This is a genomic window from Nonomuraea guangzhouensis (assembly GCF_019396345.1).
In the GTDB taxonomy this organism is placed as follows: Bacteria; Actinomycetota; Actinomycetes; order Streptosporangiales; family Streptosporangiaceae; genus Nonomuraea; species Nonomuraea guangzhouensis.
Genome location: NZ_JAHKRM010000003.1, coordinates 306,906 through 324,106, shown reverse-complemented (window position 1 = coordinate 324,106; position 17,201 = coordinate 306,906). Strand labels below are relative to the sequence as shown.

At 68.8% G+C, this 17,201-nt stretch carries 17 protein-coding genes; 6 read left to right on the top strand and 11 right to left on the bottom strand.

Translation table 11 applies throughout. The features are described from left to right. Positions 1-45: 45 nt before the first annotated feature. A complete protein-coding gene (locus KME78_RS65970) occupies positions 46-177 on the bottom strand; it encodes a hypothetical protein (protein ID WP_281428630.1) in 132 nt (43 codons plus the stop codon). A gap of 158 nt (positions 178-335) precedes the next feature. Between KME78_RS65970 and KME78_RS07340 the strand changes: the two genes are divergently transcribed. After that, positions 336-935: a hypothetical protein gene (locus KME78_RS07340; protein ID WP_219528003.1), complete on the top strand. Its 600-nt coding sequence runs from the start codon at positions 336-338 to the stop codon at positions 933-935. A gap of 1 nt (position 936) precedes the next feature. On the opposite strand, the gene KME78_RS07335 is transcribed toward KME78_RS07340, so the two are convergent. Then, a complete protein-coding gene (locus tag KME78_RS07335; protein WP_219528002.1) occupies positions 937-3,174 on the bottom strand; it encodes a helix-turn-helix transcriptional regulator in 2,238 nt (745 codons plus the stop codon). 701 nt (positions 3,175-3,875) lie between these two features. On the opposite strand from KME78_RS07335, the gene KME78_RS07330 reads away from it, so the two are divergent. Beyond that, entirely contained in the window at positions 3,876-5,351 is a 1,476-nt protein-coding gene (locus tag KME78_RS07330) for a serine/threonine-protein kinase (protein WP_219528001.1), read from the top strand. Here KME78_RS07330 and KME78_RS07325 read toward each other — a convergent pair. The 3 genes from KME78_RS07325 to KME78_RS07315 form a co-directional block, all read right to left on the bottom strand. Continuing rightward, positions 5,348-7,348, bottom strand: coding sequence for a GxGYxYP domain-containing protein (locus KME78_RS07325; RefSeq protein WP_219528000.1), 2,001 nt, complete (start codon positions 7,346-7,348; stop codon positions 5,348-5,350). The two genes, KME78_RS07330 and KME78_RS07325, sit on opposite strands and share 4 nt — an antisense overlap. 160 nt (positions 7,349-7,508) lie before the next feature. Next, positions 7,509-8,207, bottom strand: coding sequence for an SDR family NAD(P)-dependent oxidoreductase (locus KME78_RS07320; RefSeq protein ID WP_219527999.1), 699 nt, complete (start codon positions 8,205-8,207; stop codon positions 7,509-7,511). 77 nt (positions 8,208-8,284) lie between these two features. Next, positions 8,285-8,650 carry an SgcJ/EcaC family oxidoreductase gene (locus KME78_RS07315; RefSeq protein ID WP_219527998.1) on the bottom strand — a complete coding sequence of 122 codons (366 nt, stop codon included), beginning with the start codon at positions 8,648-8,650 and terminating at the stop codon, positions 8,285-8,287. Between the two features lie 69 nt (positions 8,651-8,719). Here KME78_RS07315 and KME78_RS07310 point away from each other — a divergent pair, with 69 nt between their 5' ends. Continuing rightward, positions 8,720-9,355, top strand: a complete 636-nt coding sequence (locus KME78_RS07310) for a TetR/AcrR family transcriptional regulator (protein ID WP_219527997.1) — start codon at positions 8,720-8,722, stop codon at positions 9,353-9,355. Here the strand turns inward: KME78_RS07310 and KME78_RS07305 are convergent. The 4 genes from KME78_RS07305 to KME78_RS07290 form a co-directional block, all read right to left on the bottom strand. Further along, positions 9,346-10,500 carry a glycerophosphodiester phosphodiesterase gene (locus tag KME78_RS07305; RefSeq protein WP_308126837.1) on the bottom strand — a complete coding sequence of 385 codons (1,155 nt, stop codon included), beginning with the start codon at positions 10,498-10,500 and terminating at the stop codon, positions 9,346-9,348. The genes KME78_RS07310 and KME78_RS07305 overlap by 10 nt on opposite strands. Positions 10,501-10,637: 137 nt before the next feature. Then, positions 10,638-11,063, bottom strand: coding sequence for a hypothetical protein (locus KME78_RS07300; protein ID WP_308126836.1), 426 nt, complete (start codon positions 11,061-11,063; stop codon positions 10,638-10,640). Beyond that, positions 11,060-11,338, bottom strand: a complete 279-nt coding sequence (locus tag KME78_RS07295; protein WP_219527995.1) for a CopG family transcriptional regulator — start codon at positions 11,336-11,338, stop codon at positions 11,060-11,062. Before KME78_RS07295 ends, KME78_RS07300 begins: the two co-directional genes overlap by 4 nt. A 116-nt stretch (positions 11,339-11,454) precedes the next feature. Continuing rightward, positions 11,455-13,950 carry a polysaccharide lyase family 8 super-sandwich domain-containing protein gene (locus tag KME78_RS07290; protein WP_219527994.1) on the bottom strand — a complete coding sequence of 832 codons (2,496 nt, stop codon included), beginning with the start codon at positions 13,948-13,950 and terminating at the stop codon, positions 11,455-11,457. Positions 13,951-14,207: 257 nt separating this feature from the next. Between KME78_RS07290 and KME78_RS07285 the strand changes: the two genes are divergently transcribed. The 3 genes from KME78_RS07285 to KME78_RS07275 all read left to right on the top strand — a co-directional run bounded on the left by KME78_RS07285 (position 14,208) and on the right by KME78_RS07275 (position 16,011). Continuing rightward, positions 14,208-14,390 carry a hypothetical protein gene (locus tag KME78_RS07285; protein WP_219527993.1) on the top strand — a complete coding sequence of 61 codons (183 nt, stop codon included), beginning with the start codon at positions 14,208-14,210 and terminating at the stop codon, positions 14,388-14,390. 82 nt (positions 14,391-14,472) lie between these two features. Then, positions 14,473-15,249 (top strand): SDR family oxidoreductase, encoded by a 777-nt coding sequence (locus tag KME78_RS07280; protein WP_219527992.1) that lies wholly within the window; start codon positions 14,473-14,475, stop codon positions 15,247-15,249. Positions 15,250-15,339: 90 nt separating this feature from the next. After that, positions 15,340-16,011 (top strand): expansin EXLX1 family cellulose-binding protein, encoded by a 672-nt coding sequence (locus KME78_RS07275; protein ID WP_219527991.1) that lies wholly within the window; start codon positions 15,340-15,342, stop codon positions 16,009-16,011. Between the two features lie 19 nt (positions 16,012-16,030). Here KME78_RS07275 and KME78_RS07270 read toward each other — a convergent pair whose 3' ends face one another. Further along, positions 16,031-16,414, bottom strand: coding sequence for a VOC family protein (locus KME78_RS07270; protein WP_219527990.1), 384 nt, complete (start codon positions 16,412-16,414; stop codon positions 16,031-16,033). Then, a complete protein-coding gene (locus KME78_RS07265) occupies positions 16,411-17,190 on the bottom strand; it encodes an arsenate reductase/protein-tyrosine-phosphatase family protein (protein ID WP_308126835.1) in 780 nt (259 codons plus the stop codon). Before KME78_RS07265 ends, KME78_RS07270 begins: the two co-directional genes overlap by 4 nt. Positions 17,191-17,201 lie beyond the last annotated feature (11 nt).

The window sequence follows — 17,201 nt, the reverse complement described above, 5'->3', positions numbered from 1 at the left end:
TGCCTCATCGGACACGCTCGGCCCTCCGATCTGCAGGCGACCGTGTCAGTAGACAGGCGGGCCGACGACCGTCACCAGTCCGGTGAACTCCGGACGTACGGGGCCGGGCCGCGGAATGTGCTCGGCGAATCCGGTGCGTGCCGGGTCCTGGACGCCTGCTTCCCGAGCCTGTCGCATGCCCTGTCAGGGATGGTCCCGACTTCGGGCCGGCGGCGGGAGCCGTCAGCATCCCTGGTGGAGGTGCGACCATCAACCTTTCGATCCCACGCCGGTTCAACGGTCCCCCCACGACGGCCCATGGAGGGTACGCCTGCGGCGTCCTCGCCGCGCGTGCCATGCCGTACCTGGGAGAGAGAGTCGCGGTCAGCCTGCACCTGCCGCCGCCGTTGGAGCGGGACCTCGATGTACGGGTCGCACCGCGCCGCGTGTCGCTGTGGGACGGCGAGGAGCTGATCGCGAGCGCGTCGCCCACCTCGATGCGCATCGCGCCGCCCGCGCAGCCTCCTTCGGCGGCTGTGGCGGCGGCCGAAGGACGTTACCCGGGGCACGCCGCTCACCCCTTCCCGAGCTGCTTCGTCTGCGGAGTGACGCGCGAGGACGAGGGGCTGATGCTGACCCCGGGGCGGGTCACCGGGCAAGCCGACACCGTGGCCTGCACCTGGACCCCGGCCGGGACGGTTCCCGAGGAGATCGTCTGGAGCGTGCTGGACTGCCCGGGCGGGTGGACCGGCGATCCGGTGAAGCAGCCTGCTGTGCTGACGTGGATGACGGCGCGGATCCGCCGGCTTCCCGAGCCCGGCGACCGCCTCACCGTGGTCGGACGGCTCGTGGAGCGCAGACCGCGGACCATGATCACGACGACCGCGCTGTACGGCCGACCGGCGAGAGCGCCACTGGCCTCGTCCGCCTGCATCTGGACCCGGCTCGAGACGTGAGCTACCGGGCGCCTTCCTGGCCGACGATGTGCGCGATCTGAGCGCGGGAGTAGATTTCCAGCTTCTTGAAGATTCGGCTGAGGTAGGTCTCGACGGTCTTGTGGCTCAGCCGGAGCCGGCGGGCTATCTGCTGGTTGGTGCAGCCGGTGCTGACCAGCACGGCGACCTCGGCCTCGCGCGAACTCAACATGCTCAGCTTGTCGTCCGTGACCGGGGTGTCGGCGGCGATCTTCGCTCTGACGGTCTCCATCGCGGCGTCCAGTTCGATCTCCACCGCCATCCCGCGATCGTGGCCATGGGTGAATCCGTTGTCACCGGCGAGCTGGGCGCCGAGGCGGCTGAACCGGTCGGCGAGGCCGTCCGCGCCCTGGCTCCGATGCGCCCGCTCAAGCCCCCTGGCGAACTGCTCGAACAGGAACAGCTGCCCCCGGCTGGAGGCCAGCTGGAATCCGCGCTCCAGGTGGGCCAGGGCCGATTGCTCCCAACCCAGGCGCATCTCTGTCGTGCCGAGCCGGTGCAGCAGCTCCGTCTTGGCGGCGAGTTGCTCGTCGGTGAACGCGTCGACGAGCACCCCGGCCTCGGTCGCGTACAGTGCCGCCGCGCCCTCGCAGTGCGTACGCAGGCTCGCGTCGGCCAGGATGCTCAGCGCCGCGCACTGGACGAGCGGGTCGGGATGAGTGAGCGCCGGGTGCAGCATCGTCTCGGAATCCACCTCGGCGGCCTGGCTCGAGTCCACGAGCGTGGCGGCGCTCTCCAGCAGCACGCCGACCTCGCGAACCTGCTTGCTGAACGCCTCCCCCGCCAGGTCCATGGCGAAGGCGTGCCTGCCGAGCAGCCGGTGCGTACGCATGCACCACTCCACGGCGTCGGCCCGCGCCTCCGGGGTCAGCTCGTCCAGGTGCGGCCAGGCCGCGGTCAGCACCACTCGGCTCTCGTCCAGTCGCCCCATTATGGTCAGGGCCTTGCCGAGCAGCAGGCGGCACTCGGTGTCCGCGCACCGGCTCAGCGCGTTGCGCATCCACCGCGCCGAGCTGGCCGGCGAGGTGAACAGGGTGGCCCTGGCCGCCTCGACCAGCGCCTCGTGCCGTTCGGCCGGCTGCGCCGTCGTCTGCTCGATGCAGGAGGCGATGGTGACCGGCGAGGGCCGGTGCCCGGCCGGCATGTCGAGGGTGCGCCGTTTGACACCGTACGACCAGCCGCCATCCGCCGCGTGATAGATGAGCGCGCGGGTGATGGGATGGTGGAAGCGGAGCCTTCCGGTGAGGCCGGCCGTACTGACGATGCCCTCTCTTTGGAGCTCGTCGATGCCGGCGAGGACGTCATCCTCCCCCATGTTCCCGATCGCGGCCACGACGGAGGGCTCGAAGAGGTCGCCGTTGATCGCCGCGGCGCACGCCACCCGCCAGGCGAGTGCCGACAGCGCGCTGAAGTCGAAGATGGACGGGTCGGGTATGGCGGGCGGTGTCCCTCTGACCAGGTCGTCCGCCGCGTAGAACCGTACGTCGGGATATGCCTGCTCCACGCCGCCCTGCACCATCGACTGGAGCAGCCCGGGATTGCCGAGGGCGTCGCGCGAGACCAGGTGCCGGTGGATGGGGTCGAGCCCGGACGGCAGGATCCGTTCCACGTCGGTGTCGCTGAGCGGTTTGACCTCGATCGGCACAAGATGGCGGTGCCCGGCCTGCCGCAGCATCGAGGTGATGCGGGTGCCCCCGGTGGAGGTCCGGTAGGCGAGGGCGAAGATCACCCGCGTGTCGGGCGGGTGCCGCAACAGGTAGTCGATCATGGCCAGCGACTGGGTGTCGGCCCGGTGCACGTCGTCGAGCGCGAGCAGCAGCCCCACCGATCCGGCCAGCCGGTCCAGGAGGATCCGCATCGCGTGACACAGGCCGTACATGTCCTCCGAGCGCGCCGGCTCGCCCAGAGCCGGCGAGATCCGCGCCAGCTGGGCCACCTCCTCCACGCTGAACCCGTTTGGAGAGAGATCCGCCAGCACCGGATCGAACGCGTCGGTGAGCAGGGCCAGCGGGCCGCCTTTGGCCTTACCCTCCACCACGGTGAAACGGCGCTCGCGCGCCTTGCGGATCAGCTCGTGCAACAGACTGGTCTTGCCCACGAAAGGGTCGCCGCTGATCTGGACCGCGCGTATGGCCGGGCTCGCCTCGTCGAGGATTTCGTCGAACAGGACCAGCTCGCGCCCGCGCCCCGCTAACCCCGCCGGACACTCACGAGTGGTCATGGAAGCACTCGCGGCGCTTGAAACGTTTACCGGCACCGCGCTCTCGCCGCCTTTGGCATCATCATGATCAGCCATCCCCGAAAGACGACCCTGACCGGGTCAACAACCCCAAACTGGCCGAACCTCCGTCACCCAGCGCGGCATACCTTTCACTCCCAGGCATTTAGCGCCACAAGCGGAATTCCTCCGGCAAGTATCTATAAGAATCGGCGATGACACCAGGGCTTGACAGTCTGCTTGACGCCTGGATCAGTTCCAAGGTGGGCGAGTCGCGGACTTCCCGTACCAGACCAATCACCAAGCGTGGTGCCTTTTCGTCCGACTGACGATTCCACGGCAATTCACTTGAGCATCAGTTGTCGCGCAGCCGCTGCGCCTAGCCGGGCGGGCCCTGAGATAGATCGGGCCGATTGCCCGATTGACGAGGATTCGGGGTGGACCTTTAAAAGGGACATTATCGCCTCGCACCACAAAATTAACTATGCGCGGGCGTTGCCCGGCATCAATTGTGTCGACTTTTAATCCGCGGGTTCTCCGGAAGGGGCGCTGCCGCCATGCCCGGTGATCCTCCTGTCCATCCACGACGGCGGCCAAGCGGACGAACCCGTAGAATGCCGATCTTCAGCTGAGGAGGAGCAGATGAAGATGGAGACCCGATTAGCTCACGAGCGGACGGCGCCGATCGCCGCCCCCGACCCGACGTGACCGTCATCGCGAACCGCTACCGCCTGCTGTCGCCTCTGGGCCAGGGCGGTATGGGCACTGTCTGGCGGGCCGTCGACGAGCTGCTGCGGCAAGAAGTCGCCGTCAAGGAGGTACGCCTGCCGCCGGAGCTCGATCAGGCCGCCCGCGCGGAGCTGACCGAGCGCACCCTGCGTGAGGCCCGGGCCGCGGCGCGGCTGCGCTCCCATCCGTCGATCGTCACCGTCCTCGACGTCGTCATGGACGGCGGCCGGCCATGGATCGTGATGGAGCTGATCAACGGCCGCTCGCTCGACCAGATCGTCCGCCAGGACGGGCCGACCTCCCCCAGCCGGACGGCATGGGTGGGGCAGCACGTGCTCGACGCCCTGACGGCCGCGCACTCCATGGGTGTGCTGCATCGTGACGTCAAGCCCGGCAACGTGCTGATCACCCAGGACGGGCGCGTTCTGCTCACCGACTTCGGGATCGCCACCCTCGCCGGGGACGTGGCCCTGACTCAGACCGGCCTGCTCAACGGCTCGCCGGGCTACATCGCTCCCGAGCGGCTGCGCGGCGAGGCCGACGGCCCGGCGGCCGACCTGTGGTCGCTCGGCGCCACCCTGTACACGGTGGTGGAGGGCAGTTCGGCCTTCTCCGGCATGAACTCGGCCGCGGTGATGGCGGCCGTACTGCTTCATGAGCCCGCGCCCGCCCGCCTGGCGGGGCCGCTCGCGCCCGTCCTGGCCGCGCTGCTGGAGAAGGATCCGGCCCAGCGCTGCACTCCCGAGCAGGCGGCCGTCTGGCTGCGGGACGTCGCGCGGGGCGACGTGCCCGAGTCCGTGCCGACGGTCCCGCGTGGCCGGCCGCGCCCCGTGAAGAGGCGCCGGATCGCCCTGATGGGCGGCGCGGCCGCCGCCGCGGCGCTCTGCGTCGTGGCGGGGCTGATGATCTGGCTGAACATGCGTGGCGTGCCCCAGCATCCCGGCTTGAAGACGCTGCCATCGACCGGCTCCACCTCCTCCGCCCCTTCGCCCGCGGCCGTGAAACTGTTCCGCACCCAGCCCAAGACCTGCAAGCTGCTGAGCAACACGCAGGCAGGCACGGTACTCAGCGGTTCGGCGAAGCTCACGCTCCGCTCCACCGCGCGCTGCCAATGGTCGAGCCCCGACAGCGCGATGATCACGCTCACCACGTATCGCGTCCCCACGGTCAAGAACTGCAAGGCGAACTTCGACGGCGCGGTGACCCCGATGAAGGACGAGAAGCTGAACTTTCCGAAGACCAAGTTCCGGTCCTCTCGAACGGCCGGGTACCGTACGTTCTCCTACGCGCGCAGCGCTCCTGATATACGCCCGGGGTTCCACCGTTCCGGGACGGTGTTCTGCCTGACGAACCTCTTGGTTTCCGTGGACTACTGGGGTCCGCAGGCCGGATACGGCGCCGTGGACCGCACGGCCGCGTACGCCGTCAAGGCGTTGGGGGCCAAACGTTAAAGTGCCGCGTCGTTCAGCAGTTTGAAGAAGGTGTCGCCGCGGACGATCTCAAAGGGGTCGGTGAGCAGGGCGCCGAGCTCGGCGACGTCGGACGGCGTCCAGTTCCACGCGTTGATCGCGCCGGCGATGAACAGTGGTGACTTCCCGTCCCAGCCCTCGATGTGCTTCAGCAGTGTGTCGCGATACTCCTGGGCTTTTCCCTGCGGGGAGAAATTGCCGATCAGCGGAATGCCGGCCGGGCGGGTCAGCAGGTCGCCGCTTTCCCACGACTGGATGATGCCGCGTAACGGGGTGTTCTTTCGGTACGAGCCGACGATGCGCTCGTCGAACGCCACCCAGCCGGTGTTCTCCGGGTTGCGGTAGTTGTAGGCGTAGACCAGGTCCATGCCGGTCTCACGCAGGAAGCGTCCGCTGAGTTCGGTGTAGGCGTCCACGTCCTTCGCGGGCCACGAGCCCGGATAGGTGTAGCCCGCGCCGGAGGGGCCGGAGATCAGCAGGTCGTTGGCGGTGGCCGTGCGCTGGTAGTGCGCCAGGAGTGCGGGGCCGATGTCGGCCAGCAGGGGGCTGACGGTCCAGTTCACCGGCACGCCGCCGCGTTTCGGGTCGTCCCAGAGTTCGCGCATTCTGCGCTGGCAGTACTGGATGTTGTCGCCCTCGCCGAAAGTGAGGGTGAGGTAGACGCGGTTGCGCAGGGTGGCCGCCGGTCTCGGGCGTACGCGGTTGGAGACCTTCGCGGGGACGCCCGCGTGCACGGTGGCGTTCATGTAATAGTCGGCGGGCACCACTTCCACGGCGTGCTGCGAGGCGCGGTCCACGCCGCCCCATTCGCCCGCCACGTCGTTGGAGAACCAGCCCGTATAAGGGGTGGTGGGCTTCACCTTGCTGAAGATCTCGTCGAGTAACGTCCCCGTCGCGCCCGAGGGCGGCAGCCAGAACACCATCGCGCGCATCGCCGCCGCGTAGTCGCGGAAATACGGGAAGGGCTCCACGCGCGTGGGCGCGGTGGTGGCGGCGGTGACCAGGTATTGGTTCCACAGGTCGACCTCGACCAGGAGCTGCTGGGTGCCGGCCGGCGCGGTGAATCGGTAGATGAAATAGCCGCCACCGTCGGAGAAACGGTTGGCGTCCCCGCCGATGGAGGAGTTGAGGCCGTCGAACAGATAGGGGGCCTCGGCGTCCGTGCCCGGGATGAAGGACACGATCTCCTTGCCGTCGGCCTTCACCTTCACCGAGCCGACCGAGGCGCCCCAGCCGTCGTCGCCGAGGGAATCCTGGAAACGCAGGTACACGCCGTCCTGGCCGGAGAGCTCCTGGCTCAGGTCGAAGCTGCGTACGGCCCGGTTGGAGGCGTCACGGATGCGCTCGCTCTCATGGGCGACCTCCCGCCACTGAACGCCGTCCACCCGCGCCGTCCTGGTCGGCGGGAGTCCGGTGAGCAGCGCGTGCGTGCAGCGGGGGAAGAGGTTGTCGAGCTGCCACCGATACGTCCCCAGAACGTCGTCGGCTTTGAAGCGGCCGCGCAGGTCGGTGATGATTCTGAGGCCGTACCGGCCGGCCTGCTCGGCGGTGGCGGCGACGGCGTTCTCCAGCCCGGCCAGCGTGGTGGCGACGTTCACGGAGTCGGGCACCGCGGGATCGTGCACGATCGCGCCGCGTACCTCGTTCTTGTAGCGGGCCACGAGGTCGAGCGGCCGGTCGTGGCGCGTCACGGCAGCGCCGGTGCTGGACAGCCAGCGGAGGTCGTAGCCGGCGCTGTCGTAGTTGAAGTAGAGGCGGGGCTGCCGCCGGTTGACGATTCCCTGGAGGGTGGTCAGCAGCAGCTGGTCGTTTCCGTGGAGCGCGCTGACGTCGGCGACGTCGAGCCGGGTGGGACGGCCGAAGTTCGGTAGGAGAGCAGTACGGGTTGTGGCGGCGGCAGGCTCGGGAAGCGTGATCCCGAGACCGCCGGCCGCGAGGACCACGCCGTTCGCCCAGAGGAAAGTACGTCGTGACACCATCAGCGATCGCTGCTCCTTGCTGGAGGGACCGGGACTGACATCGTTGTCATCTGCAGCGAACCTAACCGCCTGACGAAATGTTGTCCATGGTGTAAATGCGCCGGCAACCAGCACGACCGCGAGCACCCGTCACAGACCCCGCGGAAGTGCGGTCACGCGGTCAGTGGCCGGCGCTCATGCCACCGTCGACGTGCAGGATCTCGCCGGTGACGAACGGGGCGTTCTCGAGGTAGACCACCGCGTCGACGATGTCGCTCACCTCGCCCATCCGCCCGACCGGGTGCAGGCCGGCGAGGACCTGGTGGGACTCCTCGGGGTGCATCGGGGTCTTGATCGTGCCCGGCGCGACGGCGTTGACGCGGACGCCGCGGGTCGCGTACTCGATGGCGAGGCCCTTGGTGACGGACTGCAGGCCACCCTTCGTCAGCGAGGCCAGCGCGGCGGGGACCCTGGAGTCGGCGTTGTCGACCAGGCTGGTGGTGATGTTGACGATGTGGCCGCCGCCCTGAGCCAGCATGTGCGGAATGGCCAGCTGGGTGATGCGGAAGAACCCGGTCAGGTTGATGCCGGTCACGGTCGCGTAGTCGTCGGCGGTGTACTCGGTGAAGGGCTTGGCGACGAAGATCCCGGCGTTGTTGATCAGAGTGTCGACCCGGCCGAAACGCTCGACGGCGGCGGCGATGACGCGCTCGGCGGTGGCCGGGTCGGCGATGTCACCCTGGACGGTTACAACGTCGGCGTCGTTGACGGGGGCGATCGTGCGCGAGGTGGCGACGACGCCATAGCCGAGCTTGCGGTAGGCGGCGACGAACCCGGCACCGAGGCCCTGCGACGCACCGGTGATGACTGCGACCTTCATGATGACCTTCTTTGTGCTTGTGGACTGATTACTAGCCGACCGGTCGTCTATTAACATAGACGACCGGTCGACAATCGTCAATGTTCCGTGATGACCTTGGACACGTGGTACTGGCGAATCCGCCACGTGCCCTGATCACGCCGAAGGACCAGCGAAAGGTGCACCGCCACTTCCCAGCCCTTGGGGCCACCGAAGGTGACGTCCGCGAATCCGCCGGCCATCTCCTCGCCGATGGTGTACGTGCCCAGGACGGTGACCTCGGCGGTGCGGCCATCCGGCACCGCGTCGTAGTAGGCGCGTACCGCGTCGCGGCCGGTGACGACCTTGGGCCCGAAGCCCTGGAAGAGGGCGTCCGAGGTGAACAGGTCGGCCATCGCGTCCACCTGGCGGCCGTCGAAAGCGGCCTTCCAGCGGTTCAGGATCTCGCGCATCGGATCGGTCATGGTAGCTTCCTTCGTGATGAGTAGTCGACCGGTCTAGTAAAAGTAGACGACCGGTCGTACACTGGCAACATGGGACGAACCAGTGATGCCAAGGAGAGGATCCTCAGCGCGGCGCAGACACTCATCGAGCTGCGTGGCTACTCGGCACTAGGGGTGGCCGAGATCTGCAAGGCGGCAGGCGTGCCGAAGGGTAGCTTCTACTACTTCTTCGACTCCAAGGAGGAGCTCGCCCTGGCCGTCATCGACGAGCATTGGGCCGAGGAGCGCAGCGGCTGGAACCGCATCCTGCGCAGCGATGACCCGCCCCTCCAGCGGCTCCGGCAGCTGTTCGAGGCCACCGAAGCCGACCAGCGCGCCGGGCAGCAGAGCTGCGGCACCGTCTCGGGCTGTCTTTTCGGGAACCTGACCCTGGAGATGAGCAACCAGACGGAAGCCCTACGCGAACGCCTGCAGCAGATCTTCGAGGCGCAGGTCGGCATGGTGGAAAAGGTCATCACCGAAGCCCGGGAGCGCGGAGAGGCCACCGTCGCCGACACCCACGAGGCCGCGCGATCCGTCGTCGCCCAGCTCGAAGGCCAGGTGCTCTTCGCCAAGCTCTACAACAACACCCAGCACCTCGACGCCCTGTGGACGAACTGCCTGGCCCTCCTCGGCGCCACCGTTCCCGGCCGCGCCGAGGAAGACTCCTTGCCCAGCTACTCCTGACCCTCTTCCGGCAGGCCGTTGTCGAACTGCTTCGGCTGCACCTGCTTGTGCGGCTGACCCCGCTCGGCCTTCGCCAGAGCGGCGGTGTCGGGATAGTCGGCGACGAAGGCGTCCACGCCCTGGTCCAGGTGCGCGCGATACTCCGCCAGCGCGTCACCGTGGTCGGTCGGGACCTGACCGCGGCGCAGCTGCAGGGGCAGATACTGGTTCTCGCTGCGGAAGGTGTACACGCCGATCTTCAGTCTCGCCTTGTGCGCGTCGGAGACCAGCGTCGTCGGGGTGCCCGAGCTGCCGTCCGGGTTGATCGGGATCACCGATGACTTGTCCGGCCCGATCCACTGCGCGTACTGCGCGATCTTCGCCAGCCCTTCGGGCTTCATCATGTCCGCGTAGGTCGTCGGGTCTCCGGCCGCGGTCAGATCGTACGGCTGGCCGGTGGTGCCCAGGGCCTGCCACAGGGGCACGCGCAGGTCCTTGGCCACCCGCTTCAGGCTGGACGGCTCGAACGACTGCACCACGACCGGACTGTTCGGCCGGTTGAGCCCGTTGCGCTTGACGGTCTCGATCAGCGGCTCCTCCAGCGGCAGCCCGATCGACCTGAAGTAGGTCGGGTGCTTGGTCTCGGGAAAGACGCCGACCTGCTTGCCGTACTGGTGCGAGAGCCGCTTGGCCAGGTCGAGCACCTCCTGGAAGGTGAGCACCTGGTAGTAGCCGTTGTACACGGTGTTGCGCTGGCGGATCGCGGGCAGTCGCTCGACCGCGCGCAGCGTCTTCAGCTCGGCCAGCGTGAAGTCCTCGGTGAACCACCCGGTCACGTTGCGCCCGTCGACGACCTTGGTGGTCTTGCGCGCGGCGAACTCGGGACGCAGCGACACGTCGGTGGTGCCGGAGATCTCGTTCTCGTGCCGGACGACCAGCACGTGGTCCTTGGTCGGCACCAGGTCGGGCTCGATCCAGTCGGCGCCCATGGCCACGGCCAGCTCGTAACCGCCCTGCGTGTGCTCGGGGCGGTGACCCGCCGCGCCGCGGTGGCCGATGATGACCACCTGGGACCGGTCGGGCGCGGCTTCGGCTTCGGCCCGAGCCGGGCCGGCTCCGGCCAGGGGGATGAGGAGGGCGAGGGTGGTGGCTGCGATCTTTCGCACGTGAGACTCCCGGCGGTGTCCGCACCGGAGACTTTCACCGGTGATCACCGCGGGCATTATGGTAAGGACCGAAATCCGATAATGGGCCAATAACGGCGAAATTTCCGGTGACAAGCACGATCACCTTGCGGCGGACGTCACACCTTCTTGACGACGATCGAGTCCGGGACCAGCTTCTCCAGGTCGTCCGCATCCGAGGTGAAGACGGTGACCTGCCCCTTCTGCTGTCGTGCGATGACGGCGAGCACAGCGTCGATCGCGTACTTGTGGCCGTGCAGCTTGGCATCGGCCAGGAGCCGGCGGGCCTGACGGGCCTGATCTTTCCCGATGTCGGCGACATCGAGCCGGGACAGCACCCAGTCCCAGCGCTGCTCGGTGATCCTGCCGTCGAACGCCTCGACCACCGTCATCGGAGACGTCACCACCTCCGCTTGGCCCCGAGCCGCCAGGTCCAGCCAAGCGATCATCTTCCGGTCGCCCCGGACGGCCAGGGACAAGGCTTCGCAGTCGAGTACGAAGATACGCAGCGGCGCCTGCCCGTGCTCACTGCTCGGCTTGCTCACGCAGTCTCTCCGGCGTCGCGCTTTCCCCCGGCGCGGCGGCGCTCGTGCTCAGCGTCGAGATCTTCCAGATCCTCGATCGCCGCCGCGCGCTCCTCGTCGGTGACCGGGCCGTACTCCTCCCCCAGCCAGTTCACCAGTTCCAGCAACCTGTCCCGGTCGCGCTTGAAGCGCAACGCCTCGGCGACGTACGCCGACAGGCCCCGTTCGGCCGCATCCGCGCGGATCTCGTCAAGGAGCTCCTCAGGGATCGTCACCGTTACCTTCTTGGTCGCCATACACCAGACCATACTTCAGGTACAGATCGCCTTACCAGGCTTTCAGCGCGCTCTCCCTTGCGTCCGCAGGGTCGCTTCGGTCTCTTGTCCTTCGCCGACTGGGGCCGAAGGCCGGTTCAGCGCAGCGTGGCGGTGAAGGTGCGGCCGTGCGTGTGCCGGGTTGTCGCCTGGATCAGGGTGCCGCCCGGTACGCGGCGTACCGTCACCCCTTCGTCGGCCTTGTCGAGCCTGAGGGAGGCGCCGAGCAGGACGACGGAGACGCGGTCGCGTTTCATCGTGGGGTCGGACAGGGCGACGACCGTGCGCTTGCCGGACTGGACGATGACCGAGGCGGGGCCGTCGATGAGCAGGCGCTCGGCGTGGCGCGGGCCGTCGGAGAAGACGTTGGCGGCGACGATTCCGAGCGTCTTGTGCTTGATCGCTTGTACGTGCCGGTCGTTGGCCAGGACGACCAGGTGGCCGTCCGCGTAGCCGCGCAGGCGGGCCTCGGTCGCGTTCGGGACCAGGGCGTAGGCGAGGGCGGGGACGGCGCCGGTGGTGGGGTGGGCGATCGAGGCGGTGAACACGTTCTTGGTCACGCTGGTGTCGGGATTGGACGTACGCACGACCCTGCGGCTGCGGGTCACCGTCTCCAGCCCGGCCGCGACGGCCTGCCGGGTGAGGAAGGCGTAGCCGATCGCGGTACGGCGGGTGCCGTTGGCGTAGCGCAGCCAGCGCGGGGGCGTGGTGTCGCCCGTCTGCCAGGCCTTGCCGGTCCAGCCTTCGCCGGTGAGTACGACCGCGTCGCCGGGAGCGGCGATGCGGCTGTCCACGGTGGTCACCGCGTCGCGGCCGCCCTCGCCGGAGACGCCCGCGGCCAGCACCACGATCTCGTTGTCGAGCATGAACCAGGACTTGGTCGCGCGGGCGTTCTGGTAAGCGACGAAGTCGTCCGGCAGGATGCCCGCCTGTTTGGCGGTGTAGGCGGCGTCGTCGGACTGGACCATGCCGGCCGCCCCGTACGCGCCGAGCGTCGTGCCGCCGGAGAAGGCGTTCCCGGCGCGGGGGAAGTACACGTAGGTGTTCTGGGACTCCGAGGAGGAGGTGAAGTTCAGCGGGTGACCAGGGTTCTCGTACCAGAGCCGGCCGTACAGCTCGGGCACCGTCCGCCGCTCCTGCACCGGCGCGGTGATCCCGGCCAGCCGGTACGGCGAGACGGCCGTGTAGTAGTCGACGCCGAAGACCTCGCGCTGGTCCTCACCCGCGAGGTAGAGGTAGTAGGCGCCGTCGCCCTGGAACCAGGGCATGAGGTTCTCGCCGCTCATGTACTCGTACTTGCTGATCCGGTCGGAGCTGCGCGCCAGGGCGAAGGCGTAGCCGGGGCGCCGGTGGACGGTCCTGTCCATGGCGTTGAACGCCACACAGCGCTCTGGCGCATTAAGGTCGGCGGCCGGGATGGCGGAGTCGGCGCGGATGGCCGCGTACCGGGCGACGCTGATCGGGGAGACGAAGGTGGCCGTGTCGGCGGCCGGCAGGAACTTGACGTACTTCTTCAGGGCGAGCGCGCCGGCGCCCTCGACGTGATCGGCCAGGTCGGAAACGGCCTCCACGACCACCCCTACGTCGGCGTAGCCGGTGGTGGTGCGCGAGGCCGCCCGCCCCTTGACGATCTCCATCATCCACCCCTCGAAGATCAGCGGGGCGAAGCCGTCGGCGACCCAGCGGTACACCACGCCGGCCAGGTCGGAGGTGCCGCCACTCGTCGCGCCCTCGAGCATCTTGAGGGTCTGGACGACGCGGGTGAGCAGGGCCTTCCCGTACGAGCCCGTGTAGGCGACCGAGTCGTGCTGGATGAAGGAGCCGTCGCGGTAGTAGCCGTCGGTGACCCCGTGCTGGAGGTTGTAGGGGTCGATCGTGGCGAAGACGGTGGCCTGGTCGGAGATGGCCTTGCCGACGCGGGCGTCGTCGCCGGTGAGCGCGCCCTGCAGGATCCGGTTGCCGGTGATGTCGGCCAGGTTCGCCCCGGTGTGGAAGCGGGAGTCGAGGTCGACGTCGCCGTTCTTGCCGTTGCGCAGGTAGGCGTCCATCGAGGCGATGTAGGTCGCCGTCAGGTCGGGCCGTTCGGCCCGCAGCCGTTCGGCCAGCAGGGCCAGCGTCCTGCTCACCTGGGTGGAGATGCCGATCTCCCAGTTGAACCAGTTGCCGTAGTAGCCCGCCGACTGGTTGCCGTAGTAGCGCTCGTGCAGCCACAGCAGACCGTCGACGACCCGCCGCTGGGCCGCCGCGTCACCCTCCAGTTCGCCGCCTGGTGTGCGGGTCGCGAGCGCGATCTCGTACAGGTACTGGAAGGCCAGTCGCAGGTTGGCGTCGTCGGTGCCGAGCCGCAGGCCGGAGAACAGCTCGCCGTCGCCCGCCTGGTCCATGGCGGTCAGCCGCTGCTTGGCGTTCCGGAGGATCACCGCGAGATTGCCTGCTACCTCGGGCCGGGCGTTGACCTCCGGGGTGCCCGCGAAGATGGCCACGGTGTTGGCGAGCAGCCGCGCGTGATCGACCCCCGCTGCGGCACGCGAGGGGGAGGCTACGGTGAGCAGGCCGGCGGCGGGGAGCAGGGAGAGAACCTGGCGACGAGACATGTGCGACACGGCGGACTCCAGGCTATTGGAGGGTATGCCGGGCTCACCTTACATGATCTATTACGTCGGCCAAGGTGCGAAAAAAGCGGCATGCGGACTTTGCAGTGCTTTGCCGCTTGCCGAGAGACCCCGCGGACCACCCTCGCTAGAGTGAGAAATGTTCGATGCGCCGTTCTGGCGCTTCCCGGGGAGCCCAAGTCGACGCTCCGTCAGTCCTGAATCATCTGGACGATCATCACCTTACGGAGTGATCTCTGATGTTCGAACGCCTTCTTGTTGCCGCCGCCGTGGTGGCCTCCGCAATCATCGGCTCGACCGCACTCACCACGCTGGCCGCGAGCGCGGCCGACACACCGAGCACGACCATCGCCGCCGCCCAAGCTGCCGCCACACTGGCGGAGCCTCCCATCCCTGATGACGACGAGGACAGAGCACGCTGACCTAGGTGACCGCCGCGGTGAACGACCCGTCGGCCGGCAGCCGGCTCAGCGAAATCAAGCAAACGCTTGGTAATGTTGTGGCGTGCTGCTGGAGGGCAAGGTCGCGGTCGTCACCGGGGCGGGTCCCGGGCTGGGTCGGACGCTGGCGGGGCTGCTGAGCGAGGAGGGCGCCAGGGTCGTCGTGGCCGCCCGCACCTCGGCGACCGTGGCGAAGACCGCCGCCGAGGTGCCGGGCGCGCTGGCCGTACCCGCCGACGTGACCAGGGTCGACGACGTACGGCGGCTGGCCGACACCGTGATCGACCGGTTCGGCCGGGTGGATGTGCTGGTCAACGCCGCCTTTCCCGGCTCGCACCGCAGGAACGTGCTCGACATGTCGGCCGACGACCTGGAGGCCTGGCGCGGGGCCGTCGAGACAGGCGGCTATGGGACGCTGCTGGCCTGCCGGTTCATCGCGCCGCACATGGTGGCCCAGGGCTCCGGCTCGATCGTCAACATCACGTCCATGTCGTCCCGCACGGGTTACGCGGGGCGCAGTGACTACGCCGCCGGCAAGGCCGCCGCGCACCTGCTGTCGCACTGCCTCGCCGACGAGCTCGGGCCGTACGGGGTTCGGGTGAACTGCGTCGCGCCCGGCTGGATCGCCAGCGAGGTGCTGGACGAGTGGATGCGTACCCGGGCGGCGGCGGAAGGCGTGACCTTCGAGGAGATCCTCGCCCACGACGTCTCGGCGATGGCGCTGCGCCGCATCGCCACGGAGGAGGACGTGGCCCGCGCCGTCGTTTACCTCGCCTCCGACCACGCCAAGGCCGTCACCGGCGCCACCATCGACGTCAATGGCGGCCAGCTCTTCACGTGACACGGCATATACGGATATCTCGTGCTTTACCGTACCGTGATGCACTCTTTTCGCTACTGTCACATCCGTCCCGCACGAGAGGAACCCCGGATGCGACTTTTACCCCCCGTTCTCGCCACCGCGCTCGCCGCGACCTCGCTCCTCCCAGCCCCCGCCCTGGCGCAGGCCAAAGCGATCAAGGGGCAGGCGACCATGTACGAGCTCCAGTCGGGGGGTGGCAACTGCTCATATCCGTCTTCTCCCGCCGGCAACCTGTACGCCGCGCTCTCCCCCGGCGAGTACGCCGCCGCGGCCGCCTGCGGCGGCTACCTGGACGTCACCGGACCGAAGGGCACCGTCCGGGTCAAGGTCGTCGACCAGTGCCCGGAGTGCGCCGCAGGGCACATCGACCTGAGCCGTACGGCCTTCGCCCGCGTCGCGGACCCCGCCAAGGGCCTGGTGGGGGTCACCTACCGCCCGGTCTCCAACCCGCGCGTCGGCAGCCCGCTGTCCTTCCGCGTCAAGGAGGGGTCGTCGCAGTGGTGGCTGGCCCTGCTGGTCATCGACCACGGCAACCCGCTCACGTCGGTCGAGGTGAAGGGCGCCGGCGGCGCGTGGCGCAAGCTGGCCCGGGCCGACTACAACTACTGGATCGCCGATTCCGGCGCGGGCCAGGGCCCCTTCACCGTGCGGGTCACTGACACCCGCGGCCACAAGGTCACGGCCAAGGGCATCCGCCTGGCTCCCGCTGCCGTCCAGCGCACCACCACCAAGATGTACTGACAGAGGGCGGCACCACGGTTCAGCGGGCCGGTTCGAATAGTTCGATGAGGTTGCCGGCCGGGTCGGTGAGCAGGATCTGGCGGCCGCCGGGGCCGGCGACGACGTCGCCGCGGAAGGACAGTCCGGCGGTACGCAGCCGGTCGATCTCAGCGTCGAGGTCCTTGACGATGAGATGGATGCGGTTGCGGCCCGGCGCGGTGGAGTCGTCGGGCGTGGCCCGGGCACCGGAGCTCGCCGGCCCGGACAGCAGCAGCCGCAGCGGGCCGCGGACCACGTCGGCGAACGCGGGCGCGGGGTTGGTGCGCAGGGTGAAGCCGAGATGAGTGGTGTAGAAGTGGACGGCGGCGGCCACGTCGTCGACGATGTAGCGGACGCCGGCGAGCTCGTCGGGTGTTGTTGTCACGGCTGAACCTCCGTATTCGTGACGTGGGAAAGAACGGGCAGCAGATAGCGGATACGCGTGTCGATGTCCGCCGCCATGTGCCGGAAAGCGGGGTAGCTGGCCTGATCGTTGTCGTTGCTGGCGGCGGGGTCGGGGATGCTCCAGTGGATCGGTCGCGGCTGATCGCCGAACTCGGGGCGGACCTCGCGGACCTTGTCGCACAGGCTGATCAGGTGATCGAAGCGGTGGTGGGCGACCGTGTCCAGGTGGCGTGGCCGCTGGCCGGCGATGTCGATGCCGTAGTGCTCGCGCAGGACTCGCACGGCGTTGGGATGCAGGTGCGGTTTGGGGTGGCTGCCGGCGCTGGCCGCCTCCACGTGACCGCTGGTGCGATGGCGGAGCAGGGCCTCGGCGACGGGCGAGCGGGCGCTGTTGCCGGTGCAGGCGAACAGCACGCGAGGCCGGACCGGGGGGTCGGCGGTCGTGGCCGATGGTGGAGCGGGATCGAGGCGCAGCGCCGGGTGCAGGGCGGCACCGGCGGCGGTCAGCGCCTGCGCGCAGCGCTCCAGGTCGAGGTGGTAGTAGCTGTCACGGGCGTCGAAGCTGCTCCGGTGGGCGGTGACCAGCCCGGCTCCGCGCAGCAGTCGCAGATGGTAGGAGATCAGGTTCTGCGGGTGGCCGAGCCGGTCGACGAGCTCGCGGACCCGGTAGTCGCTCGCGGCCAGCTCGGTCAGCAGCCGCCACCGCAGCGGGTGGGCGGCCATGCGTACGAACGCCGGGGCCGTGCTGGACACCACGCCTAGCAGAA